The sequence below is a fragment of the Roseicella frigidaeris genome, from assembly GCF_003258945.1.
Lineage (GTDB): Bacteria > Pseudomonadota > Alphaproteobacteria > Acetobacterales > Acetobacteraceae > Paracraurococcus > Paracraurococcus frigidaeris.
Map to the genome: position 1 here is coordinate 202,926 of NZ_QLIX01000006.1, position 25,582 is coordinate 228,507.

At 72.9% G+C, this 25,582-nt stretch carries 23 protein-coding genes; 13 read left to right on the plus strand and 10 right to left on the minus strand.

Features of this window, described 5'->3' with window-relative positions; translation table 11 throughout:
* Positions 1-40: 40 nt before the first annotated feature.
* On the minus strand, positions 41-1,474 hold the full coding sequence (locus DOO78_RS11140; protein WP_111469832.1) for an aminotransferase-like domain-containing protein: 1,434 nt from the start codon (positions 1,472-1,474) through the stop codon (positions 41-43).
* Positions 1,475-1,601: 127 nt separating this feature from the next.
* Between DOO78_RS11140 and DOO78_RS11145 the strand changes: the two genes are divergently transcribed.
* Positions 1,602-1,973, plus strand: a complete 372-nt coding sequence (locus tag DOO78_RS11145) for a DUF983 domain-containing protein (RefSeq protein ID WP_111469833.1) — start codon at positions 1,602-1,604, stop codon at positions 1,971-1,973.
* Between the two features lie 66 nt (positions 1,974-2,039).
* Here the strand turns inward: DOO78_RS11145 and DOO78_RS11150 are convergent, their stop codons facing one another.
* Positions 2,040-3,998 carry an AsmA family protein gene (locus DOO78_RS11150; protein WP_111469834.1) on the minus strand — a complete coding sequence of 653 codons (1,959 nt, stop codon included), beginning with the start codon at positions 3,996-3,998 and terminating at the stop codon, positions 2,040-2,042.
* Between the two features lie 274 nt (positions 3,999-4,272).
* On the opposite strand from DOO78_RS11150, the gene DOO78_RS11155 reads away from it, so the two are divergent.
* Complete coding sequence (locus DOO78_RS11155) at positions 4,273-5,556, plus strand: DUF1835 domain-containing protein (RefSeq protein WP_243634508.1); 1,284 nt, start codon at positions 4,273-4,275, stop codon at positions 5,554-5,556.
* A gap of 74 nt (positions 5,557-5,630) precedes the next feature.
* Here the strand turns inward: DOO78_RS11155 and DOO78_RS11160 are convergent, their stop codons facing one another.
* The 3 genes from DOO78_RS11160 to def form a co-directional block, all read right to left on the minus strand.
* Complete coding sequence (locus DOO78_RS11160; protein WP_111469835.1) at positions 5,631-7,871, minus strand: TonB-dependent siderophore receptor; 2,241 nt, start codon at positions 7,869-7,871, stop codon at positions 5,631-5,633.
* A gap of 249 nt (positions 7,872-8,120) precedes the next feature.
* Complete coding sequence (locus DOO78_RS11165) at positions 8,121-8,714, minus strand: COQ9 family protein (RefSeq protein ID WP_243634509.1); 594 nt, start codon at positions 8,712-8,714, stop codon at positions 8,121-8,123.
* On the minus strand, positions 8,711-9,217 hold the full coding sequence (gene def / locus DOO78_RS11170) for a peptide deformylase (RefSeq protein WP_111469836.1): 507 nt from the start codon (positions 9,215-9,217) through the stop codon (positions 8,711-8,713). The genes DOO78_RS11165 and def overlap by 4 nt, the downstream gene beginning before the upstream one ends.
* 214 nt (positions 9,218-9,431) lie before the next feature.
* Here def and rpsU point away from each other — a divergent pair, with 214 nt between their 5' ends.
* The 5 genes from rpsU (at position 9,432) to DOO78_RS11195 (ending at position 13,371) form a co-directional block, all read left to right on the plus strand.
* A complete protein-coding gene (gene rpsU / locus DOO78_RS11175) occupies positions 9,432-9,635 on the plus strand; it encodes a 30S ribosomal protein S21 (RefSeq protein WP_007006360.1) in 204 nt (67 codons plus the stop codon).
* Positions 9,636-9,977: 342 nt separating this feature from the next.
* Complete coding sequence (locus tag DOO78_RS11180) at positions 9,978-10,589, plus strand: glutathione S-transferase family protein (protein ID WP_243634510.1); 612 nt, start codon at positions 9,978-9,980, stop codon at positions 10,587-10,589.
* A gap of 90 nt (positions 10,590-10,679) precedes the next feature.
* Positions 10,680-11,546: an MBL fold metallo-hydrolase gene (locus DOO78_RS11185; RefSeq protein ID WP_111469837.1), complete on the plus strand. Its 867-nt coding sequence runs from the start codon at positions 10,680-10,682 to the stop codon at positions 11,544-11,546.
* Between the two features lie 74 nt (positions 11,547-11,620).
* A complete protein-coding gene (locus DOO78_RS11190; protein WP_111469838.1) occupies positions 11,621-12,178 on the plus strand; it encodes a carboxymuconolactone decarboxylase family protein in 558 nt (185 codons plus the stop codon).
* A 2-nt stretch (positions 12,179-12,180) separates the two neighbouring features.
* Positions 12,181-13,371 carry a pyridoxal-phosphate-dependent aminotransferase family protein gene (locus DOO78_RS11195; RefSeq protein WP_111469839.1) on the plus strand — a complete coding sequence of 397 codons (1,191 nt, stop codon included), beginning with the start codon at positions 12,181-12,183 and terminating at the stop codon, positions 13,369-13,371.
* Positions 13,372-13,415: 44 nt separating this feature from the next.
* On the opposite strand, the gene DOO78_RS11200 is transcribed toward DOO78_RS11195, so the two are convergent.
* Positions 13,416-14,516 carry a mandelate racemase/muconate lactonizing enzyme family protein gene (locus DOO78_RS11200; protein ID WP_111469840.1) on the minus strand — a complete coding sequence of 367 codons (1,101 nt, stop codon included), beginning with the start codon at positions 14,514-14,516 and terminating at the stop codon, positions 13,416-13,418.
* On the minus strand, positions 14,513-15,763 hold the full coding sequence (locus DOO78_RS11205; protein ID WP_165838839.1) for an MFS transporter: 1,251 nt from the start codon (positions 15,761-15,763) through the stop codon (positions 14,513-14,515). The genes DOO78_RS11200 and DOO78_RS11205 overlap by 4 nt, the downstream gene beginning before the upstream one ends.
* Before the next feature lie 78 nt (positions 15,764-15,841).
* Between DOO78_RS11205 and DOO78_RS11210 the strand changes: the two genes are divergently transcribed.
* Positions 15,842-17,029, plus strand: a complete 1,188-nt coding sequence (locus tag DOO78_RS11210; RefSeq protein WP_111469841.1) for a CaiB/BaiF CoA transferase family protein — start codon at positions 15,842-15,844, stop codon at positions 17,027-17,029.
* Between the two features lie 2 nt (positions 17,030-17,031).
* A complete protein-coding gene (locus DOO78_RS11215; RefSeq protein WP_111469842.1) occupies positions 17,032-17,895 on the plus strand; it encodes an aspartate/glutamate racemase family protein in 864 nt (287 codons plus the stop codon).
* A 94-nt stretch (positions 17,896-17,989) separates the two neighbouring features.
* Here DOO78_RS11215 and DOO78_RS11220 read toward each other — a convergent pair whose 3' ends face one another.
* Positions 17,990-18,601 (minus strand): glutathione S-transferase family protein, encoded by a 612-nt coding sequence (locus tag DOO78_RS11220; RefSeq protein ID WP_111469843.1) that lies wholly within the window; start codon positions 18,599-18,601, stop codon positions 17,990-17,992.
* A 167-nt stretch (positions 18,602-18,768) separates the two neighbouring features.
* Here DOO78_RS11220 and DOO78_RS11225 point away from each other — a divergent pair, with 167 nt between their 5' ends.
* From DOO78_RS11225 to DOO78_RS11240, 4 genes are all read left to right on the plus strand, one after another.
* The gene (locus DOO78_RS11225; RefSeq protein ID WP_111469844.1) at positions 18,769-19,095 is read left to right on the plus strand and encodes an NIPSNAP family protein; all 327 of its coding nucleotides are present in this window, start codon (positions 18,769-18,771) and stop codon (positions 19,093-19,095) included.
* Positions 19,096-19,099: 4 nt separating this feature from the next.
* Positions 19,100-19,990 (plus strand): agmatinase, encoded by an 891-nt coding sequence (gene speB / locus DOO78_RS11230; RefSeq protein ID WP_111469845.1) that lies wholly within the window; start codon positions 19,100-19,102, stop codon positions 19,988-19,990.
* A 429-nt stretch (positions 19,991-20,419) separates the two neighbouring features.
* Positions 20,420-21,655 carry a type III PLP-dependent enzyme gene (locus DOO78_RS11235; protein WP_111469846.1) on the plus strand — a complete coding sequence of 412 codons (1,236 nt, stop codon included), beginning with the start codon at positions 20,420-20,422 and terminating at the stop codon, positions 21,653-21,655.
* A gap of 218 nt (positions 21,656-21,873) precedes the next feature.
* A complete protein-coding gene (locus DOO78_RS11240; protein ID WP_111469847.1) occupies positions 21,874-23,292 on the plus strand; it encodes a homospermidine synthase in 1,419 nt (472 codons plus the stop codon).
* 69 nt (positions 23,293-23,361) lie between these two features.
* Here DOO78_RS11240 and DOO78_RS11245 read toward each other — a convergent pair whose 3' ends face one another.
* The gene (locus tag DOO78_RS11245; protein ID WP_111469848.1) at positions 23,362-24,495 is read right to left on the minus strand and encodes a zinc-dependent alcohol dehydrogenase family protein; all 1,134 of its coding nucleotides are present in this window, start codon (positions 24,493-24,495) and stop codon (positions 23,362-23,364) included.
* 31 nt (positions 24,496-24,526) lie between these two features.
* Complete coding sequence (locus DOO78_RS11250; RefSeq protein WP_111469849.1) at positions 24,527-25,546, minus strand: Bug family tripartite tricarboxylate transporter substrate binding protein; 1,020 nt, start codon at positions 25,544-25,546, stop codon at positions 24,527-24,529.
* Between the last annotated feature and the right edge of the window lie 36 nt (positions 25,547-25,582).

Sequence of the window (25,582 nt, forward strand, 5' to 3'; positions counted from 1 at the left end):
CCGCGACGCGGTTTCGGGGGGCGTCCCGAGGGCGCCTCCGTCAGACCACCTCCGCGAACGGGGCCGGCGTCTCCTCCGTCAGCGCGTTTGCGACGACGCGCAGGGCGGCCCGCAGCCCCTCCTGGCCCGGCGCCGCGCCCAGCGACACGCGCACCCGGCCGGCCAGCGCCGGTTCCGCCGCGGCGCCGGCGGCGAAGGCGTCGCTCGGCACGACCGCCAGGCCGCCATGCCGGCGGAGATGGGCGGTGAAGTGAAGCCGGTCCCAGCGGGCCGGCAGCCGCAGCCACAGATGCAACCCCTCGGGATGCGCCTCGAACGAGCCGGGCGGCAGGATGGCGCGCGCGATCCGCTGCCGCGCCGCGCATTCCCGGCGGATCGCCGCGAGGATCGCGCCCGCGGTGCCGTCCCCGATCCAGGCCGTCGTCAGCCCGCTCAGCAAGGGCGAGGCCATCAGCACGTTGGCGCGCAGCGCCCCCGCCAGCCTGGCCGCGCCGGCGGCGTCCGGCGCGACGAGATAGGCGATGCGCAGCGCCGGCGTCAGGACCTTCGACAGGGTTGCGATGTGGAAGGTGCGGTCCGGGGCGAGCGACCCGATGGCGGGCAGCGGCGTCGAGGGCAGCAGCCCGTAGGCGTCATCCTCCACGATGCTCAGCCCGTGGCGCCGGGCCAGCTCGGCGATGGCCTGCCGCCGCCCCGGCGGCAGGGTCGCGGTGGTCGGGTTCTGCACCGTCGGGATGCAGTAGAGCGCCCTGGCGCCGGTCTCCCGGCAGGCGGCCTCGAGGGCATCGGGGGACAGGCCCTCGCCATCGGCAGCGACACCCACGAGCCGCAGGCCGAGCGCGGCCGCGGCGCTGCGCAGCCCCGGATAGGTGAAGGCATCCGCCAGCAGGGTGTCGCCCGGCGCGGCCACGGCGCCGAGGACGGCCAGCAGGGCCGGCTGGGCGCCGGGGCAGACCAGGATGCGCGCCGGGTCCACCGCGCCGAGCGTCGGGCGCAGCCAGGTCGCGCCCGCGGCGCGCTCCTCGGCCGAGCCGGCGCCGGTGCGGTAGGTCAGGAGGTCGGGCGCGTCGCCGCGCGCCAGCACGCCCGAGAGGCCGCGCTGCAGGAGGTCGGGCAGCGCCAGGCCGGCCGGGTGGGGCGGCATGTTCATGCCGAGATCCACGGGGCCGCCGCCCTCCTCGGCCCGGCTCGCCGCGACGGGCAGTCGGTGGCGGCGCACGAAGGTGCCACGCCCGATCGTCGCCTCCAGCAGGCCGCGCCGGCGGGCTTCGGCATAGGCGCGGGTGATGGTGGTGAGGTCCAGGCCCAGGGCCTGGGCCAGGGCGCGATGGGTCGGCAGCCGCGCTCCGGGCCGCAGCGCGCCCGAGGCGATCGCCGCCGCGATGGCATCGGCGACGGCGCGGTAGAGCGGCCCGGTGGCGCCCGCGATGTCGGGCACCCAGCCGCTGTCCTGGCGCTCCGGTGGCGCAGTCATCTTGCGTACAAGTCCTACAATCCATATATTGGGCGTGTTGCCCGTCGCATTGTATGTATATCTTCTGCCATTGTATGGCAAAGGCGCCAGGGGCACCCAGATCAGGGGCACCCAGAGGAGACAGCCGATGACCGAGACGTCCAGAATCGCCGTGGGTGTCCGCCGCGGCCTTGGCCTGCGCTGCCCGCATTGCGGCGAAGGCCGGCTGTTCTCGCGCTTCCTCAAGGTGCGGGAAAGGTGCGACGCCTGCGGGGCCGACAACACGATCTACCCCTCCGACGATGCGCCGCCCTATCTGACGCTCCTCCTCGTCGGGCACCTGATCCTTCCCTTCATGTTCTGGATGGACAAGGCGTGGGCGCCGGCGATGTGGGTGATGTTCGCGATCTGGCTGCCGCTGATCGCCGTGCTCACCCTCGCTGTCCTGCCGGTCCTGAAGGGCGCCGTGGTCGGCTTCGCCTGGGCCACCGGCGTGACGCGCGAGACCGCCCGGCAATAGGCCCCGGGGCGCGCCCGCCCGGGACGGCCGCGCCGCGAGGCGCGGATCACGCGACCCGGCGGGCGGTCAGCGCCGCCCGCTGCCCTCGGTGCCCTGGCCGCCCCGGCCGCCCCGGGCCAGCCGCTCGCATTTGTCGTTCTCGCCGACGCCGAATTGGATGGTCGGCAGCAGGGCGAGCGGCGGGAAGACGATGCCGAGCCCGGTCGCCGCGCCGGCCCGCGCCGCGAGCTCGCCGACATCGGGCATGATGCCCGGCTCCTTGAAGGTGCCGGTGATCTTGATGCTGGTCGGCAGCGAGCCGATGCTGAAATGCTTGCTGTCGGTGCGCAGCCAGAGATCGAGGATCTCCTTGCCCAGCCCGGCCATGCCGCCGCCCGTCACCAGGTTGGTGTCGGTGTCGAGCATCAGCGTGTCGACCGAGAGCGCGCCGCGGCGCAGGCTGACATCGCCGATCATGCACTCGATATCCGATTCGGCGGGGATGCCGAGGGCCGAGAGCAGCGCCCGGCCGAATTGCAGGCCGGAGAGATCGGTCAGGAGGGCGCTGACCTTGCCGCCGGTGCTCACCACCGTCAGCCCGCCATCGCCGTTGCCGAGCATCTCCGACATCGAGCGGCCGGTGGCGTCCAGCCGGCCCTTGCCGTTCAGGGTCCCGGCCCCGGTCGCGCCGGCCGCCTGCATCAGGCGCGAGATGTCCACCCGGCGCAGCTCGAAGGTCGCTTGCGCGCGCGGCATGCCGTTCTCCTGCGGGGTGACGGTGAGGTCGGTGCCGATCTCGCCGCGGCCGACGCGGAACTTGCCCGGCTGCAGCCGGATCACGCCGTCGACGATGTCGAGCTTGGCCTCCAGCCCGTCGAAGGGGATGCCCTTGCCGCGGATGCTGTCGGCGCGGTAGCGCACATGCACATCGGCCATCTTCAGGTTCGGCACGCTGATCGGCGTGGTCGGGATCAGCCGCGGGCTGGCCTCCGCCTGGGCCAGGGCGCGCCGCTGCGCCGCGGTCTGCCCCGGCGTCCCCTCCCGGCCCGGCTGGGCGCCGATCAGCCCGCCGAGATCGGCGAGATCGACGCGCTTCGAGCGCAGGTCGGCGGTGAAGACGGTGGGGGTGCCGGTGCCGACGGTGAAGTCGCCGGCGAGGTCGCTGCTGCCGAGCGTGCCCTCGACATCGGTGAAGCGCGCGCGGCCCTCGGCATAGTCGAGCTGGCCGACGACGTGCAGCGGCGGCGTCGGGGCGATCGGCACGCCGATCAGCGGCCGCAGCAGCGCCATGTCCGGCGTGCGGATGTCGAGCCGCAGATTGGCGCCGGCGAGCTTCACCGGGTCCCGCACCGTCCCCTTCAGCGCCACCCGGGTCGGGCCGTTGGCGAGCTGCAGGTCGATCGGCCAGGGGCGGTTGGGGTCGCGCAGGTTCAGGATGGCGCCGCTGCGCAGCCGGGCCTCGATCGGCTGCGCCGCATAGGTGCCCTTGGCATCGGCGAGCAGCGCCGGATCGCCCTCCGCCGGCTCCTCGGTGCGGAAATCGACGTTGAAATCCGCCTTCAGCCCGGCGATGGCGGTGTGCACCTTGCCGCCGTTGATGCGGAGCGCGCCGATCTTCGGGCCGCCCTCGCCCGCCCCCTCGCCCGCCGGCCCCGAGGCGTTGAAGGCGTAGTTGGTGCTGCCATCGGGGCGGCCGAGGACCTCGACCTGCGGCTGGTCGAGGGTGACGGAGGGGATCACCACCTCGCCGCGCAGCAGCGGCGCGAAGGCGACGTCGATGCTGCCGCGCGGCAGCACGGCGAAGGGCGGGTCCTCCGGGAAGCCGGCCGGGTTGCCGACGCGCACCCCCTCGGCGGTGATGGTGATGGTGCGGCCGAGCCCGACATGCAGATGCTCGATCTTCACCGGCCGGCCGAGCTTGGCGCTCGCCTGCGCCTCGATGATCGGGATCAGCCAGTCCCAGCGGAACAGGGCGAGGAAGAGCGCGAGCGCCAGCAGGGGCAGCCCGACCCCCAAGCCCCACCGCCATGCCCTGCGCGTCGCCATGGATGCGTGCCCCGTCCTGTCATGGCCAGATCCGTCAGGGCCAGGCCCCGTCATGGCCAGAGCGCAACAGGCGGTTACGAGTTCACCCGGGATGCAACCGGATCGGTCGGCTTGACGTCGCCGCGGATTCTTGATGTCCTGCGCCGCTGGCTCGGTCGGAGCCTCCCTGTCCGCGGAAAGGGCTGCGCCCACGACCAACGGTAGAGCGGCCTGCTTTTCCTCTCCACCCTTTCCTGTCTGGCCGGCGGACGCAGACGCGAGGAAGGGGCATGCCTTGGCCGATCCGTCCGAACCCGCGGCGCTGCGCGCGGCCTCGCCGTTCCGGCTGACTCTCGAACAGCAACGCAAGCGCGCCAAGGAATTGCTCGCCGCCCTGCGCGCGGGCGAGCCGGCGGCGCTGCAACGCCTCCGCAGCCGGCATCCGCGCGGCGCGGCGGCGGCGCCGCGTCTCGCCGAGGCGCAGCTCGTCATCGCCCGCGAGCTCGGCCTGCCGAGCTGGCCGTGGCTGGCGGCACATGTCGCCGCGCTGGAGGACAGCCGCGCCCGCATCCGGCAGGGCGCGCCGCCGCCGGATGGCGCGGTGCCGACGCTGCATCTCCGCTGCGGCTGCGACATCGCGCCGGGGCTGCGCGAGGCCGGCTTCGTCGGCGCGTTCCTGGAATATGCCGATCCCCTCTGCCAGGGGCCGGTGCTGCCCGGCGCCGACTGGCTCGAGGCCCGCATCGATTTCCTGCACCAGAGCTACAGCGCCGGCACCGGCCTCGACCAGGCGGCGATCGCGGCGCGGCGGCAGCGGGAGGAGGCGGCGCTGCTCGCCGCCGCCGATCATCCGCGCGTCGTGCTCTGGTTCGAGCAGGACAGCTACGACCAGCTCCTCCTCGCCCGCTGCCTCGCCGCCTTCGCCGAACGCCCGCCGGCGCGGCTGGAGCTGATCTCGCCGGGCCACTACCCGGGCGGCACGCGCTTCATCGGCCTCGGGCAATTGCCGCCGGAGGCGCTGCGCCTGCTCTGGGCGGAGCGCGTGCCGGTTTCGGCGGCGATGCTGGCGCTGGGCCAGGCGGCCTGGGCGGCGCTGCGGGCGCCCGATCCCCGGCCGCTGGCCGCGCTCGCCGCCGGCACGCCGGACCTGCCGCAGCTCGGCCGGGCGCTGCGGCGGCATTGCCAGGAACTCCCCTGGGCCGGCGACGGGCTCGGCCTGAGCGAGCGGCTGATCCTGCAGCTCCTGGCCGAGGCGCCGCGCAGCGCCGGCGCCGTGTTCCACGCCCTGATGATGGAGCGCGAGCCGCTGCCCTGGATGACCGACCTCATCGGGCAGGCGGTGATCGAGGGGCTGCGGCGCGGCGGCACGCCGCTGCTCGCCGGCCGCTTCGAGGGGGCGGACCGGCACTGGCCGCGCGAGCATCTCAGCCTCACCCCGGAAGGCCGGGCGGTGCTGGCGGGCGGGCGGGACCGGATGGCCCTCGGCCCGACGCCGCGCTGGGTCGGCGGCGTGCGCATCCCCGGCGCGGCGCCCTGCTGGCGCTGGGACGAGCAGGCCGGCGGCGTGGCCTGGGGCTAGAGCGTGATCGCGTGAGGCGGAGTCACCGAAAGCGTGACTCACGCCATCAAACAATTGCCTAGACTACGATCCGCTCAGAACTGCTGCCGCAGCGTGGCGATGACGCTGCGGCCGAAGCCGTACCAGCACCAGGAATAGGTGTTGCAGGTCGAGACGTAGCGCGTGTCGAAGAGGTTGGTGACGTTGAGCTGGAGCTGGGTGTCGCGCAGGCCCGGGATGACCTGGCCGAGGTCGTAGCGCGCCATCAGGTCGACCAGCGTGTAGTCCGGCACGCGCAGGGTGTTCGCGGTGTCGCCCCAGCTCGCGCCGACATAGCGGATGCCGCCGCCGAGGGCGAGGCCATGCAGCCGCGCCTCCGGCTGGAAGCGGTAGCTGGCCCAGGCCGAGGCCAGCCAGTTCGGCACCCCGACCGGCGTCTTGCCCTTCTCCGGGATGCCGGTGACGACCGTGGTGCCGGCGAGGCCGCGGTTGATCGAGACGGTGGAGTTGCTGCCCGTCACCTCGTTGTCGAGATAGGAGAAGGAGGCGGCCAGATCGAGGCCCGCCGCCAGGCTGGTCTTGGCCTCGACCTCGATGCCGCGGGAGCGCACCTCGCCGGTCTGCACCGAGTAGTTGAGGTTGGCGGTGTCGGCCGTCAGCACGTTCTGCCGCCGCAGGTCGTAGAGCGCGGCCGAGAACAGCGCGTTGGTGCCGGGCGGCTGGTAGCGCAGGCCGATCTCGTGCTGCTGGCCGGTGGTGGGCTCGAAGGGGCCGCCGCCGCGCGCCGGCGCGAAGGTGCCGGCCTGCGGCTCGAAGCTCTCGGCATAGGAGTAATAGGGCGCGAAGCCGCTGTCGAAGAGGTAGACGATGCCGACGCGGCCGGTGAAGGCGCCGGCATCCTGGTCGGTGCTGGTGCGGGCGCCGGTGGCGAAGGTGAGGTTGCGGGTATTGGCGTTGTACCAGTCGTAGCGGCCGCCGAGCTGGAGCGCGACGCGGCCGATCCGGATCTGGTCCTGGGCGTAGAGGCCGAGGCTGTCCTGCACCTGGCGCGACCAGGTCTGGTAGGTGAGCGGGCCGATCCTGGCGGTGCCGAAGGAGGGCGCGAAGAGGTCGTAGCTCGGCGCCAGCGCGGCGCTGCTGGAGGAGCCGCTGAAGGTGCGGTTGCGGTTGGTGTAGTAGTCGATGCCGGTGAGCAGCGTGTGGCGCAGCGGCCCGGTCTCGAAGCGCGACTGCAGCTGGGTGTCGAGCGTCAGCGTGTCGTGGTCGACATCCGTGCCGGTGATGCCGCGCTGCATGGTGCGGTAGTCGCGGCCGAGGGTCAGCCCCTGGGTGCCGTAGAGCTGGCGGTAATAGCCGTCGCTATGCGCGTAGCGCAGGTTCTGGCGCAGGGTGAAGGTGTCGTCGAAGCGGTGCTCGGCGAGGTAGCCGAGCTGCCATTGCGTGCGGTCGAGCCGGTCGAAATTCGGGTCGCCGTCCCAGCGCTCGCGCGGGATGCGGCCATTCGGGTTGCCGAGCACCGAGCCATAGGCTGGGACGGAGCCATAGGCGCCGCCCCAGGGGTCGCGCTGGTAGAGGCCGAGCAGGGTGATGCTGGTGTGGCCGGTGGGGCGCAGCGTCAGCGAGGGGGCGATGAAGTAGCGCTCCTCCTCCACCCGCTCGATCTGGGTGTCGGAGCGGTAATAGGAGCCGACGACGCGGCCGAGCACGGTGCGGTCGGCGTTGAGCGCGCCGCTGAGGTCGAGGCCGGCGCGGAAGGTGCCGTAGCTGCCGCCCTGCAGCAGCAGCTCGCGGTAGGGCTCGGCGGTCGGGCGCTTGCTGACCAGGTTGACGAGGCCGCCCGGCGAGGACTGGCCATAGACCACCGAGGGCGGGCCGCGCAGCACGTCCACCCGCTCGAGCCGGTAGAAATCGACGCTCGGATTGGCGTCGCGGCCGCCGAATTGCCGCATGCCGTCGAGGAAGGTCGGCACGCTGAAGCCGCGCATGCTGAACTGGTCGAGCCGCAGCGCGATGGCGCCGCGGGTGTCGGCGGCGATGCCGGGCGTGTAGCGCAGGATGCCGTTCAGGTTCTGCGCCGCCTGCGCCTCGATCTGGTCGCGGGTGACGACGGAGAGGGATTGCGGCGTCTCCAGCAGCGGCGTGTCGGTCTTGGTGGCGGTCGAGCTGACCTCGGCGACATAGCCGCGCACCGGGCTGTGGCCCTGCAGCGCGCCGGCATTCACGTTCACCTCGGGGAGCGCCACGGTCCCCCTCGCCGCCTCGCGGTCGCCGCCCTCCTGGGCGAGCAGGCCGGTCGGCAGGCCGAGCGCCAGGATGGCTGGCAACAGGGTTGGCATCAGGGCACGGGCCCGGCGGGAGCGAGGATGGACAGGGACCCGGTGCACGGCGACGCCTCCAGAAGTATATCCGGAAAGTTACCGAGACGTCATTACAAGTGCAATTGGGTCGCATTCGCATATCTGTGGGAAACCCATGGCCGGGATGCGTGGCGCGGCCCGCCCGGGAGCGGCGGGCGGGCCGGCCCAGGATGTCCCGATCCTATCCCTCCCCTTGCCCCCTCCCCTCGCCTCCTCCTGGCGCGGCCCTCAGGCGGCGCGCGGCCGCCCGCGCCGGCCGAGGCCCTGCAGCCGCGCCAGCCCGGCGAGGCGGCGGTCGAGGAATTGCAGGGCGCCGGCGAGGCCGGGGTCGTCGTCGCGCAGCCACCAGGCGATGGTGGCGGCATAGATCGCGGCGAGCGTGGCGCGGCGCGTGTACCAGGAGAAATCCGCCGAGACATCGCCCGCGGCGTGCCACAGGGAATCCGCCGCCGCCCCGGCCGCGGCGGCGGCGCAGCCGGCGTTCCAGGGCAGGGCGAGCAGGCTGGCCGCCCGCCGTAGCGCCTGCTTGTGCGGCGCCAGGGCCGCGAGGCGCAGCTCCACCACCCGCCGGATGCGGGCCGGGACGCGCAGGCCGGCCACCCCCTCGGCGGCGGCGGCCGCCTCCGTCTCCCGGTTCACCAGGTCGAACCAGGCCAGCACGGCCCCGACGGCACCGCGCGGGAAATGGCTGGGGGCGAGCGCCGGATCCTCGCCGATCGCCGCCAGCCCGGCCCGCAGCGTGCCCTGGTTCCAGCCCTCGCGCGCGGCCAGGGGCAGCATCGCCCGCACCGCCCGGTCGCGGATGTCGCTGCGCTCGATCACCGGCCGGTGCTCCCCGCCGTCCGCGCCAGCTCCTCGGTGAAGCCGAACAGGGAATGGTCGCGCATGCGCATGGGATAGAGCACCCCGTCGAGATGGTCGGCCTCGTGCTGCATCACCCGCGCCAGCATCCCCTCCGCCTCGCCCTCGACCGGCGCGCCCTCGGCATCGAGGCCGCGGAAGCGGATGCGGGCGGGCCGGCTGACGCAGCCGCGCAGGCCGGGGATGGAGAGGCAGCCCTCCCAGGCGCTCTCCTCCGCCTCGCCGAGCGGCGCGAGCTCGGGATTGGCGAGGCAGCCGACGCCGCCCTCCGGCTCGCGCCAGACGAAGAGGCGGAGCGGCACATGCACCTGCGGCGCGGCGAGGCCGATGCCGCCGGCATCCTGCATGGTCTCGGCCATGTCGGCGATCAGGCGGCGGATCTCCGGATCGGTCGGGTCCTCGACCGGATCGGCCCGCCGCAGCAGGACGGGGTGGCCCATGCGGGCGATCTTGAGAATGGACATGGCGCTCCGAGGGGAAGCCGGGCTTTCCCGGGACATAGGCGCGCCGGGGCGCGGCGGCGAGGGCTTCCTGTCCGGCGAGGAATCGTGCTAGAGCCCGCCTCTCCGCATTCCGGTGGGTGGTGCCGCGCGGCGTCCCGAGGAGGGACCCGGCCGGACCCATCCGCCGCCTGCGGCCATTTCCCATTGGTCCCACAGCGATTGGAGGCTGGGCCGCGTGCAAGTCGTCGTCCGTGACAACAACATCGATCAGGCGCTGAAGGCGCTCAAGAAGAAGCTGCAGCGGGAAGGCGTTTTCCGCGAGATGAAGCTTCGCCGCCATTACGAGAAGCCGTCCGAGCGCCGCGCCCGCGAGGCCGCCGAGGCCGTTCGCCGCGCCCGCAAGGTCGAGCGCAAGCGCCTGGAGCGCGAGGGCTTCTGAGCCTGGGGGCGTCGCCGCCCCCGAGCCTGCCCTGCCTGCCCGCCCCTTGGCAGGCCTTCCCGATCAGGACGGATCGCGGCGCGGGGAAACCTGCGCATCGCGCTTTCTTGAATTCTGGCTGCCCTGCCCTGGGCCGCAGCCGCGCGCCGGCCTGTCGCCGCGCCGGTCGCACGCCCTGTTGCCGGGCATCCCCCCCTGCGCGCCCCTTGGCCCGGCCCCTTCCGGGGCTTCTGCCGCGGCGCCGCCAGGGGCAGACTGGCCCCCTGCCCGGGCGGACGGGCCCGGAACGGGATGGGGGAACACGATGCCAGCAGGCCGCCACCACGCCGGGCCCGGCGCCGCATGATGCAGCTGCACTGGTCCTCGCGCTCGCCCTTCGTCCGCAAGGTCATGGTGGCGGCGCATGAGCGCGGCCTCGCCGGGCAGATCGAATGCCTGCCGACGGTGGTGGCGCTGACCCGGCCCGACCTCTCCCTGCTGCCGCGCAACCCGCTCGGCAAGATCCCGACCCTGGTCCTGCCGGACGGCAGCACCCTCTACGATTCCCTCGTCATCTGCGAATATCTCGACGGGCTCGGCAGCGCCCCGCCGCTCTTCCCCGGCCCCGGCCCGGCCCGCATCGAGGCGTTGCGGCGGCATGCGCTGGGCAACGGCTTCCTGGACTTCCTGCTGCTCTGCCGCACCGAGATGGGGCGCGAGCAGCCGGACCGGCGCATCCTCGACGGCTTCTCCGCCAAGCAGGCGGCGGTGCTCGAGGCGCTGGAGGCGGAGGCGCCGCGGCTCGGCGGCGCGGGCCTGGACATCGGCCGCATCGCCATCGGCTGCGCCCTCTCCTATCTCGATTTCCGCTGGCCGAAATGCGGCTGGCGCGGCCTGCACCCGGCGCTCGCCGCCTGGCATGAGGGCTTCGCCGCGCGCCCCTCGGTGCGGGCGACCGAGCATGTCGATGCCTGACCGCCGCGGCGCCGCGCGGCACCGCCCCCCGCATCTTCGCGCCGCCGCCGATCCGCTCTAGGCTCCCCCGCAACGGGGGAGAGGATGGCCATGCGGCCCTTGCGGATCGGCGACGTCGGCATCACCAGCATCGTCGAGCGCGACGGCCCCTGGCGCCGCCCGGCCGACATGTTCCCGGCCTATGACGAGGCGAAGGGCGCGCGGCACCTGGCCGAGCTCGACCCGGTGGTCTTCGACCCCGCCTCCGGCCGGATGGTCATCACCTACCAGACCTTCGTGCTGCGCACGCCGAAGCACACCATCCTGGTCGATACCTGCACCGGCGAGGACAAGGGCTACCCGCCGCCGATGGATTTCCCGAAGGCGCCGTGGCTGGAGGGATTCAAGGCCGAGGGGCTGCGCTTCGAGGACATCGACTACGTCTTCTGCACCCATCTGCATCTCGACCATTGCGGCTGGAACACGCGGCTGGTGAACGGGCGCTGGGTGCCGACCTTCCCGCGCGCGAAATACGTCTTCCACAAGCGGGAATACGCCGCCTGGGAGGAGGCGACGCGGCAGGGCGCCAACCCGCCGGGCAATGTCTGGCGCTACAACTGCGAGCCGGTGGTCGCCGCCGGCCAGGCGCTGCTGGTCGATGACGACTTCCAGCTCGACGACACCATCTCGCTGACGCCGACGCCGGGCCATGCGCCCTGCCATTGCTGCGTGAACATCCATTCGCGCGGCGAGCGGGCCGTCGTCACCGGCGACCTCATGCACCACGCGCTGCAGATCCGCGAGCCGGACTGGTCCACCATCTTCGACTGGGACCCGCGCCAGGCCGCCGAGTCGCGCCGCCAATTCCTCGGCGAGGTGGTCGACACGCCGACCGTGGTGCTGCCGATCCACTTCCCCGGCGGCACCGCCGGCCGCATCACCGCCCGCCCCGACGGCTTCGACTACCGCTTCCTCTGACAAGACCGGCCCGCGCCGGCGCCCGAGGGCGGCGATGCCCCTCATCGCCGCACGCATATGGAAGGAGACGCCCCTTGGCCCGCCTGCCCTACCTGGAAAAATCCGACCTCCGGCCGGAGGACCAGGACCTGCTGAAGCGCGAGATCACCCTGCACAAGGCGCTGGTGAACAATCCCGGCGCGGCGCGCGCCTTCGGCACGCTCGGCCAGTACATCCGGCACGGCTCGAAGCTCGATCCGCGGCTGCGCGAGCTGGCGATCCTGCAGGTCGGCTGGCTGGCCCGCTCGCCCTATGAATGGTCGCACCACGTCAAGATCGGCTACGATTTCGGCGTCACCGACGAGGATATCGAGGCGGTGAAGGCCGAGAGCCGCGGCGAGGCCTCGGCGCTGGAGCCCCTCGCGCGGCTGGTGCTGCGGGCGGCGCGGGAGGTCTATGCCGGGCCGGGGATCGGCTACGAGACCTTCGCCTCGCTGCGCGCCGCGCTCGACAACGAGAGCCTGGTCGACCTCGCCATGACCGCGAGCTTCTACTGCGCGGTGGTGCGGGTGCTGGCCTCGCTCGAGGTGGATGTGGAGGAGAGCTACATGCCCTATCTGCGCAAGCACCCCTTTCCGATCCAGGCGGGCTGAGCATGGGCGCGACGCCGAAGCCCGCCCGCCCGCGCGGCCGCCACTTCTTCGCCAATCCGGGGCCGACCAACATCCCGGACAGCGTGCTGCTCGCCACCGCGCATCATACGGTGGACTTCAACGATCCCTCCTTCGCCGAGGTCTATTGGGGCTGCGTCGAGGGGCTGAAGCGGGTGCTGCGCACGACGCAGCACGTCTTCCTCTATACCGGCTCCGGCCATGCCGCCTGGGAGGCGAGCCTGGTCAACCTGCTCTCGCCCGGCGATGCCATCCTGATCCTGGAGAGCGGGCATTTCTCGCAATCCTGGGGCCGCATGGCGCAGGAATTCGGCCTCGAGCTGCGCACCGTCCCGGCGGATTGGCGCCGCGGCGTGGAGATGGAGGCGGTGCGCGCCGCCCTCGCCGCCGACACCGCGCATGCCATCAAGGCGGTCGGCGTGGTCCACAACGAGACCTCGACCGGGCTGACCACGCCGGTCGCCGCGGTGCGGGCGGCGCTGGACGCGACCGGGCATCCGGCGCTGCTGCTGGCCGACACCATCTCCTCCCTCGGCAGCCTCGACTTCCGCATGGATGAATGGGGCGTCGATGCCGCGGTGGGCGGCAGCCAGAAGGGGCTGATGCTGCCGACCGGGCTCAGCTTCACCGGCGTCTCGGAGAAGGCGATGCGGGCGCATGCGGAGTCCCGCCTGCCGAAGCACTACTTCCGCTGGAGCGCCATGCTGCAGCGGCCGCTGAAGAGCTTCCTCGGCACGGTGCCGACCAGCCTCTTCTACGGCTTGCAGGAATCGCTGCGGCTGATCGAGGAGGAGGGGCTGGACAAGGTCCTCGCCCGCCACAGCCGCCTCGCCGGCGCGGTGCGGGCGGCGGTGCAGCGCTGGTCGGGCAATGACGGGCCGCAGCTCTTCTGCCTCGACCCGTCGCGCTATTCCGACAGCGTCACCGCGGTGCTGATGCCGGAGGGCGGCGATGCCGATGCGCTGCGCCGCGTCGCGCTGCAGCGCTTCAACCTCTCGCTCGGCGGCGGGCTCGGGCCGCTCGGCGGCCGGGTCTTCCGCATCGGCCATCTCGGCGACCTGAACGAGCCGATGATCCTCGGCACGCTGGCGACCGTCGAGCTGGCGATGCGGGTGAGCGGCGTGCCGCATCGCGCGGGCGGGGTCGAGGCGGCGCTGGACGCCCTCGCCGCCTGACCCTGCCGGGGCGGTGACCGGGGCGGCGCCGCGGCCGCCCCCCCCTACCCTTTCAGGACGTGGTCGCGCAGCACCTCCGGCTTGAAGGCGAGGCCATGGCCCGGGCGCTCCGGGGCGATGGCATGGCCGGCCTCGAAGCGCGGCGGCTCGACCCAGAGATCGTCCAGCAGCCCCATCTGCTCGATCCAGGCGCCGTTCGGGATGCTGGCCAGGAGATGCACGTTCAGCTCGGGGAAGAGATGCGGCGCCATGCTCATCCCCCAGGTCTCGGCGACGGTGGCGATCTTGCGCAGCTCGGTCAGGCCGCCGCGCATCGGGTCCGGCTGCAGGATCGGCAGGCGGGGATTCGCCAGCACCGGCTTCAGGTCGGCGCGGCCGAAATGCGTCTCGCCGCCGACGACGCGCGTGGTCAGCGCCTCGGCGCAGCGGAGATAGCCGGCGAAGTCGTCGGCGGTCACCGGCTCCTCGATCCAATAGGGGTCGTAGTCCTGGAAGGCGCGGCCGGCGATGATCGCCTGGTCGGCGGTCCAGCCCATGTTGATGTCGATCATGATCTCGACATCCGGCCCCACCGTGTCGCGCACCAGCCGGAGGTTGCGCACATCCTGGCGCCAATCGCCGATATGCGCCGCCTGCATCTTGATCGCCCGGTAGCCCTGGTCGACGTAGTGCTTCGCCTTGGCCGCCATCCCCTCGCCCAGCGCGCCGCGGAAGCAGCCGCTGCCATAGGCCGGGATGCGGCTGCGCACATGGCCCCAGAGCCGGTGCAGCGGCAGCCCGGCCGCCTTGCCCAGCACGTCCCAGAGCGCGATGTCGATCGCCGACTGCGCCATCATGGTGACGCCGCCGCGCCCGCCGGTCAGCGTCGCCCGCCAGAGATCCTGCCAGATCCCCTCCACCTCGGTGGCGTCGCGGCCGATGAGGCGGGGCGCCATCGCCTCGGCGAGGCAGGCGCCGATGGTGCGCTGCAAGGGCAGGTTCAGCAGGTGCAGATAGCCCATGCCGGCGAGGCCGGAGCCGGTGACGACCTCCACCACCACCAGGTCGCGCGTCGCGCCGAGCGCATGGCCGGCGAGCCAGGGATCCGCCGCCCAGGGCAGTTGCAGCAGGGTGGTGCGGAGCTCGCGGATGGTCAGGTCGGTCATGCGGGCGTCTCCTCCTCGCGCGCCAGGATGGCACGCCAGAGCGGCAGGGTCAGGGCCAGCACCAGCAGCCCGGCGATGCCGGTGAGGGCGCAGGCCGCGGTCGCCCCGAAGCTGTCCGCCAGCAGGCCGAGGCCGAGGAAGCCGATGGGGCCGAGGCCGATGCAGACCGAGAGCAGGCCGAGCACCCGCATCCGCACCTCCGGCGGCGCCAGCAGGTAGACCAGCGTCGCCTGCATGATGCTGAAGCCCGACTGGCCGAAGCCGACCAGGAACAGCGCCCCGCCGGCCGCGACCGCGCCGGGCGCGAGGGCGAAGCCCGAGACCATGGCGAGGTAGAGGGCGAGGCCGCCGACATAGAGCCGGGCATACCAGGCCGGCCGGGCGAACCAGGCCATCAGCAGCGCGCCGAGGAAGGCGCCGACGCCGTCCATGCTGGCGAGCAGGCCGGTCGTCTCGGCGCCGAGGGCGAAGCGGTCCTGCGCCACCACGGGGACGAGGCTGGTGAAGGGCCAGCCGAAGACGTTGAACAGCACCGTCACCAGCAGCGTGCCGCGCAGCCGCGGCGAGCGCCGCACCACCGCCAGCCCCTCCCCCATCCGCGCCAGCACCCCCTCCCCGGTCGCCGGGGCCGGCGCGGTGCGGTAGCGCAGCAGCAGGGTGGCGATCAGGGCGCCGCCATAGAGCAGGACGGAGGTGATGAAGGTGCCCTCGATGCCAACCGCGGCGAAGAGCAGGCCGGAGACGGTCGGCCCCATCATGCGGCTGGCATTGTTGCTGCCGACGTCGAAGGACATCGCCTCGCCCATGCGGGCGGGGCCGACCACCTGGCCGATCATCATCCGTCGCACCGGGTTGTCGGCCGCCCAGGCGACGCCGTTGATGAAGCTCGCCACCGCCAGGTGCCAGACGGCGAGCGCCCCGGCGAGGCTCAGCAGGGCGAGGGCGAGGGAGGTGGCGAGGCTGGCGAGCACGATCGCCAGCAGCGCGGTGCGCGGCTGCACCCGCTCGGCCAGCACGCCGAGCGGCGCGCCGAACAGCCCCATGGGCAGGATGCGCAGCATGCCCATCATGGCGACGAGGAAGGCCGAGCCGGTGGCCTGCCAGATGAAGAGGGAGACCGCCAGCATCTCCAGCCAGCGCACCAGGAAGACGACCAGCCCGACCGCCCAGAGGCAGCGGAAATCGCGGACCGCGAATGGGCGCGGCGGCGCCACCGCGGCCGGCGCTGCCCTGATCGTTCCCTCCATGCGCCCATGGTGCCGCCGATTGGCGCCCGCCGCCAAGCCCGGCATAGTCCCTGTCGAAGCATTGCAGGGATGACGTCCATGCGGCCCTTCGAAGGCATCCGGATCATCGACATCACGCATGTGCTGGCCGGGCCCTTCGCGGCCTATCAGCTCGCCCTGCTCGGCGCCTACGTCATCAAGGTGGAGCCGCCGGAGGAGCCGGACCAGAGCCGCGACAGCGGCCCCGACCTGGCGCTGAACCGCGAGGCCATGGGCAGCTACTTCCTCACCCAGGCCGCCAACAAGCGCGCGATCACGCTCGACCTGAAGCAGGACGCGGCGCGCGAGGTGCTGCGGAAGCTGGTGGCGGGCGCCGACGTGCTGGTGGAGAATTTCCGCCCCGGCGCCTTCGAGGCGCTCGGCCTCGGGCCGGAGGCGCTGCTGGCGATCAACCCGCGCCTCATCTACTGCTCCATCTCCGCCTTCGGGCAATCCGGCCCGCGCGGCCACCAGACCGCCTATGACCATGTGATCCAGGCCACCTCCGGCATCATGGCGGCGACCGGCACGCCGGAGGTGAACCCGATCAAATTCGGCGCCCCGGCGATCGACTACGCGACCGGCACCATGGGCGCCTTCGCCCTCGCGGCGGCGCTGTTCCAGCGGGAGCGGACGGGCCGCGGCCAGCGCATCGACCTCGCCATGCTCGATGTGGCGATGATGATGCAGGCCTCGCATGTCACCGCCTGGCTCGCCTCCGGCAAACCCGCGCGGCCGAACGGCAACAAGCACGCCCATGCCACGAACAGCGCCTATGCCACGCAGGACGGGATGGTGATGCTGGGCGCCAGCAACCTGCGGCAGCAGCGGCGGCTCTGGGCGGCGCTCGGCCGGCCGGAGATGGCGAAGGACAGCAACGAGGCGCGCCTCGCCGACCGCGACCGGGAGGAGGCGGTGCTGGCCGGGATCATGCTGACCCGCACCGCCGATGAATGGGAGGCCTATCTGCAATCGCGCCACGTGCCGGCGGCGCGGGTGCGGCGGATGGAGGAGGCGCTGGCCGACCCGCATCTCGAGAGCCGCGGCCTGCTGCACCGCTTCCCCGAGGGCGCGCCCGGCGTGCCGCAGCCCTTCGGCGTGCCGGTCGCCGCCTTCACCCTGGCGCATGGCGGGCCGCGGGTGGACAGCCCGCCGCCCCGCCTCGGCGCCGATACCGAGGCGGTGCTCGGCGAGCTCGGCTACGGCCCCGGGGAGATCGCGGCGCTGCGCGCGAGCGGCGCGATCTAGCCATGGGGGACCCGGCGCGGCGGCCCCGCTTCCTCCTGGTGCAGGCCTTCAGCCTGCCGCCCGGCTCGCCCAATCAATTCCGCGCCGCAGAGGGCGGGAAGGAGGCGCAGCTCATGAACCACGCGGCGCTGGCCCCGCTGCTCGCCGATCTCGACTGGGACCTGCATCCCGGTCCCCTCGCCCCGCATGGCGACTGGCCGGTGGAGACGCGCGAGGAGTTCGCCATCGCCGGCGTCGCCCGGCTGCCGATCGTGCGCGAGGCCTGCGCCGGCGGCGGCTACGATGCCATCGTCCTGCTCGGCGGCGGCGATCCCGGCTATATGGAGGCGCGGGAGATCGGCCGGCGCCACCGCATCCCGGTCACCGCCAACGCGCATGCCCAGATGCATCTGGCGATGACGCTCGGCAACCGCTTCTCGATCATCGACATCGCCGAGACGCACAATGCCCGCATGGCCGAGCTGGTCGTGCAGTACCGCATGACGCACGGCCTCGCCTCGATCCGCAACATCGACGTCCCGCTGCCGCGGCCGGCGCATCGCGACCGGCCGACCCTGCGCGGCGAGGCGGAGCGGCATGCGGCCGGCGAGCCGAGCCCGATGCTGGAGGCGGCGGTCGCGGCCGCCCTCGCGGCGCTGGAGGAGGATGGCGCGGAGGTGCTGCTGCTCGGCTGCTCGGCCGCCTTCTGGCTGCAGGCGCCGTTGCAGCAGCGCCTTGCCGCGCTTGGCTGGGAGGTGCCGGTGCTGGAGGGCTATCGCTGCGCCATCGAACTGGCGCGGGTCTTCGTGCGGCTCGGCCTCGATGCCAGCGGCATCACCTTCCCCGGCGACCCGCCGCGGCACCGCCGACGGCGGCGCCTCGCCTGAGCCGCCGCGCCGCGTGGCGCGAAGGCCCATGCCAACCGGAGATTTGCGCCCGGCGTTCGAGGGGCAGGACGGCGAAGCCGTCCCGCGCTCGGCATCAAGCGGCCGCCGAGGGCCGCCCCTTCATGTGGTCGTAATGCGCCGCCACGGATTTGAGCGCCGGGTTGAGGGGCTGGCCGACCTTCGCGCCGAAATCGAGGAAGCAGAACAGCAGGATGTCGGCCAGCGTCAGCCGCTCGCCGCAGATGAAGCGGCGCCCCTCGATCAGCCCGTCGAGCCAGGCGAGCTTCTCCTGCGCCAGCAGCTTCAGATCCGCGGCCGCCTGCGGGATGCAGCGGATGCGGCTCTGGAACATCGTCAGCCCGTCGCTGTAGCGGAAGCCGTTGCCCATGGGCTCGAGGATGTTGAGGTCGATCCGCCGCACCCACATGCGCGTCTCGGCGCGCTGCTCCGGCGTCGCGCCGATCAGGCTGGTGCCCGGCGCCGTCTCGTCGAGATATTCGCAGATGGCGGTGACCTCGGCCAGCACCGTGCCGTCATCCAGCTCGAGGCAGGGAAGCTGGCCGGCGGGGTTCTTCGCCAGGTAGTCGGGGCGGCGATTCTCGCCGCCGAGCAGGTCGATGGTGGTGCGCGGGATCTCGATGCCGCGCTCGGCCATGAACATCCGCACAACGCGCGGATTGGGGCCGATGGAATCATAGAGGCGCATGCTGGTTTCCTCCCCGGCGCGGCAGGCAGTGCCGGCCGGCCGGAGCCTACCGGCGCGCCGCCCGGCTGGCGAGCACCCCCCAGGACAGCGAACCGACGGCCAGGGCAGGTCTTCCCGCCGCGCCGATCCGCGGTAGCATCGCCCACCCCAAAGGGAGGACACCAGGGATGATCCACGAGCTCCGCATCTATCACTGCCTGCCCAACCGGCTGCCGGCGCTGCTCAAGCGCTTCGACACGGTGACGCTGAAGCTCTGGGAGCGCTTCGGCATCCGCCAGGCCGGCTTCTGGACCACGCTGGTCGGCCCCTCGAACCACGCCCTCTACTACCTGCTGGAATGGGAGAGCCTGGCCGAGCGGGAGGAGAAGTGGAACCGCTTCGCCGTGGACCCGGAATGGGTCGCCGCGCGCAGCGCCTCGGAAGCCGACGGTCCGATCCTGCAGCGGGTGGAGAACATGTTCCTGCAGCCCACCAGCTTCTCCTCGGTGAAGTAGGGCCATGGCCGGCACCCCGACCTTCGCCACGCCGCCGGGCTTCCTCGGCATCACGCGGCAGGACCGGGGGGCCGGCATCTGCATCGCCGGCATCCCGCTCGATATCGGCACCACCAACCGCAGCGGCACGCGCGACGGGCCGGCCGCCATCCGCCGCGCCAGCCGCATGCTGGTCGATGGCGTGCATCCGGCGCACTGGACCGATCCGCGCGATCTCGACATCGCCGATGCCGGCGACTTCGCCATCGCCCTCGGCGACATCCCGGCGAGCCTGGCGCTGATCGAGCGGCAGGCGGCGGACTGCGCGCATCTCGTCGCCCTCGGCGGCGAGCACCTGATCACCCTGCCGCTGCTGCGGGCGCTGTCCCGGCGCCTCGGTACCCCGCTCGGCCTGCTGCACATGGATGCGCATGTCGATACCTGGGAGACGAATTTCGGCCAGAGCCTCGCCCATGGCTCGGTCTTCTTCCACGCCATCCGGGAGGGGCTGGTCGATCCCCGCCGCATGATCCAGATCGGCATCCGCTCGCCGGTGGACCGCGAGACCTGGGACTGGACGCTCGCCCAGGGGGTGACGGTGGTGACGGCGCAGGAGGCGCATGAATCGTCGCCGGCGGCGCTGGCGGCCCGGGTGCGCGCGGTGCTCGGCGCGGCGCCCTGCTACCTCTCCTTCGACATCGACGCGCTCGACCCCGCCTTCGCCCCGGGCACCGGCACGCCGGAGGTGGGCGGCCTCGCCTCCTGGCAGGCGCAGGGCATCCTGCGCCGGCTGGGCGGCCTCGCCTGGGCCGGCATGGACCTGGTCGAGGTCTCGCCGGCGCATGACCAGGCGGAGATCACCGCGCTCGCCGGCGCCACCATGGCCTGGGAATACCTCTCGCTGCTGGCCGCCTGACCGGGCAATTTCCGGCGGCCGGGCCCGGGCTCCGGCGTCTCTGCCGGCAGCGCATGGCTGGCCCGAAAAAAAGGCCTGGAATTCCGCGGCGGCAGACCCTATTTCTCCGGCCGTGCCCGGTTCGCGCCGGGCGCTGACGCCATCGCACGTGCCGCGAGCCCGGCCGGGATCCTTCGACCCGCGGGCACAGCAACGACGGGACGCGTCCTTTTCGTCCATGCCGGGGCTGCGGGCCTGCCCGCCGCGCCGGGGTCGTGAGGGATTGTCTATGTCGCTCGAACGGTTCGACGCGATGCGAAAACCCCACCGCATCGCCTGAGCTCGGTGCCGGAAGCCGCGGGATCGCCCCGCCGCCCGGCCCGTCCACCCCCACCCGATGCCCTGTCGGCGCGCCCTGCCGCGCGCCGCGATGCCGTGAGGATGTTTGCCATGGACCTGCTGCGTGCGCGCGCCGCCGGCGCCCCGCCCTCGCTGCCCGCCGTCGATGCGCTCGTCGCCGTCGCCCGGCCGGAGGAGCCGATGCACTGCCTGCGCCCGGCCGCCATCACCGAGGCCGCCGCCGGCTTCGTCGCCGGCTTCCCGGGCGAGACGCTCTATGCCGTGAAGTGCAACCCGGAGCCCGCCGTGCTGCGCGCGGTCTGGGCGGGCGGCGTGCGGCATTTCGACTGCGCCTCCGCCGGCGAGGTGGCGCTGGTCCGCAGCCTGCTGCCCGAGGCGGCGATCCACTTCATGCATCCGGTGAAGGCACGCTCGGCGATCCGCGAGGCCTGGCAGCGCCAGGGCGTGCGCGACTTCGTGCTCGACACGCCGGAGGAGCTGGCGAAGATCGGGGCGGAGACGGGCGCCGGCGCGGCCGAGGGGCTCGGCCTCTTCGTGCGGCTGGCGCTGCCCAAGGGGGTGGCCCGCTACGACCTCTCCGGCAAGTTCGGCGCCGAGCCGGAGGCGGCGGCGGCCCTGCTGCGCGCGGCCCGGCCGCGGGCGGCGCGGCTCGGCCTCTGCTTCCATGTCGGCTCGCAATGCCTCGACCCACTGGCCTGGCGGCGCGCCCTGGCGCTGGCAGGGGCGGTGATCCGCGCCGCCGGCGTCGCCGTTGACGTCATCGATGTCGGCGGCGGCTTCCCGGTGGCCTATCCGGGCGTCACCCCGCCGCCGCTCGGCGCCTTCTTCGCCGAGATCGAGGCGGCGTTCGAGGCGCTGGCGCTGCCGGGCGCGGCGCTCTGGGCGGAGCCGGGCCGGGCGCTGGTCGCCGGCGGCGGCAGCGTCGTCGTGCAGGTGCAGCAGCGCCGGGACGGCGCGCTCTACGTGAATGACGGGGTCTACGGCATGCTGTCGGATGCCGGCGCGCCGGGCTTCGTCTTTCCCTGCCGGCTGATCCGCCCCGACGGGCCGGCCGCCGCGGAGCAGGAGGATTTCGTGCTCTTCGGCCCGACCTGCGACAGCGCCGACCGCATGGCCGGCCCCTTCCGCCTGCCGGCCGATATCCGGGAGGGCGACTGGATCGAGATCGGCCAGCTCGGCGCCTATGGCGCCTGCCTGCGCACCGCCTTCAACGGCTTCGACCGGGCCCGGATGGTCGAGGTGCGGGACCGGCCGATGCTGGAGGCCACGGAGATCGGCCTGGCGGAGGAGGCCCTGGTGGAGGAGACCCTGGCCGAGGCCGCCTGACCGCGGCGCCCCGTCCCGCGCCGGCGCCAATTCACCCGGCGGGGCTTGCGCGCCCCGATGCCAATTCACATGGCGGGGCTTGCGCGCCCCGCCGGGCCCTGCTCGAACCCGCTCGGCCCCGCGCCGCCTTCCCCCGTCTTCCAAGACGGTTTCATGACACCGCCGCCGGCCCCCGCCCCGCGGCGTTGTCCCGCCACGTGCCCCGGAGTGCCTGACCCATGATCCACACCTCCTTCTCCGGCCGCCTGGTGATGCTCGGCTTCGGCAGCATCGGCCAGGGCGTGCTGCCGCTGATCCTCCGCCACATCGCCATCCCGCGCGAGCGGATCACCATCGTCACCGCCGAGGAGCGCGGCCGCGCCGTCGCCGAGGAATACGGCATCCGCTTCGTCATCGAGCCGGCGACGCGCGAGAATTACCGCGACCTGCTGGCGCCGCTGCTGGGGCCGGGCGACTTCCTGCTCAACCTCTCGGTCGATGTCTCCTCCGTCGCGCTGATGCGGCTCTGCCAGGAGCTGGGCGCGCTCTATCTCGACACGGTGGTGGAGCCCTGGGCCGGCGGCTACACCGACCCCGCCCTCACCCCCTCGCAGCGCTCCAACTACGCGATGCGCGAGGAGGCGATCGGGCTGCGGGAGGCGATGCGCGGCGGCCCGACCACGATCACCGCGCATGGCGCCAATCCCGGCCTGGTCAGCCATTTCGTCAAGCAGGCGCTGCTCGACATCGCCCGCGACACCGGCGCGCCGGTCGCCACGCCGCCGCCGGCCACCGACCGCGCCGCCTGGGCGCGCATCGCCCAGTCGCTCGGCGTGAAGGTGATCCATATCGCCGAGCGCGACACCCAGGTGTCCGACCGCCCGAAGCGCGTCGGCGAGTTCGTCAACACCTGGTCGGTGGAGGGCTTCGTCGGCGAGGGCTGCCAGCCGGCCGAGCTCAGCTGGGGCACGCATGAGAAGACGCTGCCCCCGGATGGTCGCCGGCACGGCTTCGGCTGCGACGCGGCGATCTACCTGCTGCGGCCCGGCGCCTCGACGCGCGTCCGCACCTGGACGCCGCTGGAGGGGCCCTTCCACGGCTTCCTCATCACCCACAACGAGAGCATCTCGCTGGCCGACTACTACACCGTCCGCGACGAGGCCGGCCGCGTCCTGTACCGGCCGACGGCGCATTACGCCTACCATCCCTGCGACGACGCGGTGCTCTCGGTGCACGAGCTGGCCGGCAAGAACTGGCAGATGCAGCCGGAGAGCCGGCTGATGACCGACGAGATCACCAGCGGCATCGACGAGCTCGGCGTGCTGCTCTGCGGCCATGCCAAGGGCGCCTACTGGTACGGTTCGCGCCTCTCCATCGAGGAGGCACGGCGCCTGGTGCCGCACAACAACGCCACCTCGCTGCAGGTGACGGTCGCGGTGCTGGCCGGGGTGATCTGGGCGATGGAGAACCCGCGCGCCGGGCTGGTCGAATCCGACGAGCTGGACCATGCGCGGATCCTCGAGATCTGCCGCCCCTATCTCGGCAAGGTGGTCGGCGCCTATTCCGACTGGACGCCGCTGCAGGACCGCGCCCGGCTGTTCCCGGAGGCGCTGGACGAGAGCGATCCCTGGCAGTTCGGCAATATCCGCGTGGCCTGATGCCGGACGCAGGACGGCTTCACCGTCCTGCGCCTGACATGACGCGGGCGGCGCGCCGCCCGCCGCCCGCTACATGTTCGGCCGCAGCACCTGCCGCAGCACGTTGCCGTCGGCCAGGCGGTCGAAGCCGGCATTGATCTCGGAGAGCGGCAGGAAGCCGCTCTTCAGCGAGCCGACCGGCAGCTTGCCGCGCTTGTAGAGGCCGAGGAAGCGCGGGATGTCCCGCTCCGCGATGCAGGAGCCCATATAGCTGCCGCGGATGCTCTTCTCGTCCGAGACGAGCCCGGAATGCATGTAGGAGAAATTGGCGCCCTGGGCCGGCAGCCCGGCGCTGACCACGCTGCCGCCGCGGGCGGTGATGGCATAGGCCAGTTCCATCGCGCGGATGTTGCCCGCGGTCTCGATCACCGTATCGACGCCGCCATCGGTGGCCGCCCGCACCTGCTCGGCGCAATCCGGCTCGGTGGCGAGGAAGGTGTCGGTCGCGCCCCATTGCCGGGCGAGGCCGAGCTTCTCCGGATTGGCGTCCACCGCGATGATCCGCTCCGCCCCGCCGGCCACCGCGGCGAAAAGCGCGTTCATCCCGACGCCGCCGAGCCCGACCACCGCGATGGTGTCGCCCGCCTGCATCGCCGCGGTGTTCAGCACCGCGCCGGCGCCGGTCATCACCGCGCAGCCGAAGATCGCCGCATCCTCGAGCGGGATGCCGGGATCGATCTTCACCGCCGAGCGGCGCCCGACCACGGCATATTGCGCGAAGAGCGAGAGGCCGCTGCCATGGTTGATCCGCTCGCCGTTCAGCCGACGGATCCGCTTCGCGCCCGAGAGCAGCGTGCCCGCCGCCCGGGCGGCGTTGCCGGCGGTGCAGATGTTCGGCCGGCCGCGCACGCAGTTGCGGCAGACCCCGCAGGAGGCGACGAAGACGGTGATGACATGGTCGCCCGGCTTGAGGTCGGTGATGCCCTCCCCGACCTCGCGGACGATGCCGGCGCCCTCATGCCCGATCACCACCGGCAGCGGCCGCGGCCGGATGCCCTCGATGGCCGAGAGGTCGGAATGGCAAAGGCCCGCCGCCGCCACCTCGATCAGCACCTCGCCGGGGCCGGGCCCCTCCAGCTCCACCTCCTCGATGACCAGCGCGTTCGAGCTGGCGTAAGGGCGCGGCTTGCCCTGCTCGAACATGATCGCGGCCTGCATGCGCATGGCGGTCCCCTTCCCCTATGACGTCCCATACTCAATCGGCGTGGATGCCGAGCGCCTTCGCCACCGCGATGCTCTCGGCCATCTCGCGCTGGATGCGGGCGGCGAATTCCTCCGGCCCCTCATCGATCACGAAGCCACCCTGCTCGATGATGCGCCGGCGCGTCTCCGGCCGCCGCAGCACGGTGCGGGCATCGGCGGCGATGCGCTGCAGCACCGCGGGCGGCAGGCCGGCCGGCGCCACCAGGCCGAACCAGGGGCTGGTATCCGGGATGTCGAGATGGCTCTCGGCGAGGGTCGGCACGCCCGGCAGCGTCTCCACCCGCTGCGGCCCGCAGACGGCGATGGCGCGCAGCGCGCCGCCCTGCACCAGCGGCAGCGCGCCGGAGAGGGTGGAGAAGGTGATCGGCACGCGGCCGCCGACGACATCCTGCAAGGCCGGCGAGGCGCCGCGATAGGCGATATGCGTCAGCTCCACCCCGGCCTTGCGGGCGAACATGCCGCCAGCGAAGTGGCCGGAGGAGCCGTTGCCCGAGCTGGCGAAGGCCAGCCCGCCCTCCTTCCGCGCCAGCGCCACCACATCGGCCGCCGTCTTCAGCGGCGAGCTCGCCTTGACGAGCAGCACGGTCGGCGAGGCGTAGAGCAGCGCGATCGGCGCGAAGTCCCGCAGGCTGTCATAGGGCAGCTTCGGATAGATCGCCGGGTTGCTGGCCTGCACGCTGGTCGCCAGCAGCAGGGTGTAGCCGTCGGGCGCGGCATGCGAGACGAATTCGGTGGCCAGCACGGCGCTGGCGCCGGGGCGGTTCTCGATCACCACCGGCTGTCCCCAGAGCTGCTGCAACGGCTCCTGGAACAGCCGCGCGACGAAATCGGTGGGGCCGCCGGCGGTGTAGCCGACGACGAGCCGGACCGGCTGGGTCGGCCAGGCGGCCTGGGCGCGGCTGGCGCCGATGCCCCCGAGGCTTGCGTTCCCCAGGGCAGCCCCGAGCGTCGCGCCGATCAGCCGGCGGCGCCCCGGCGGACTGCTCCGCCGCGGGCGGCTGTCTCTCTGCATCGTCTCCTCCCCGGCAACGGTGCCTGGCCCCGCAAC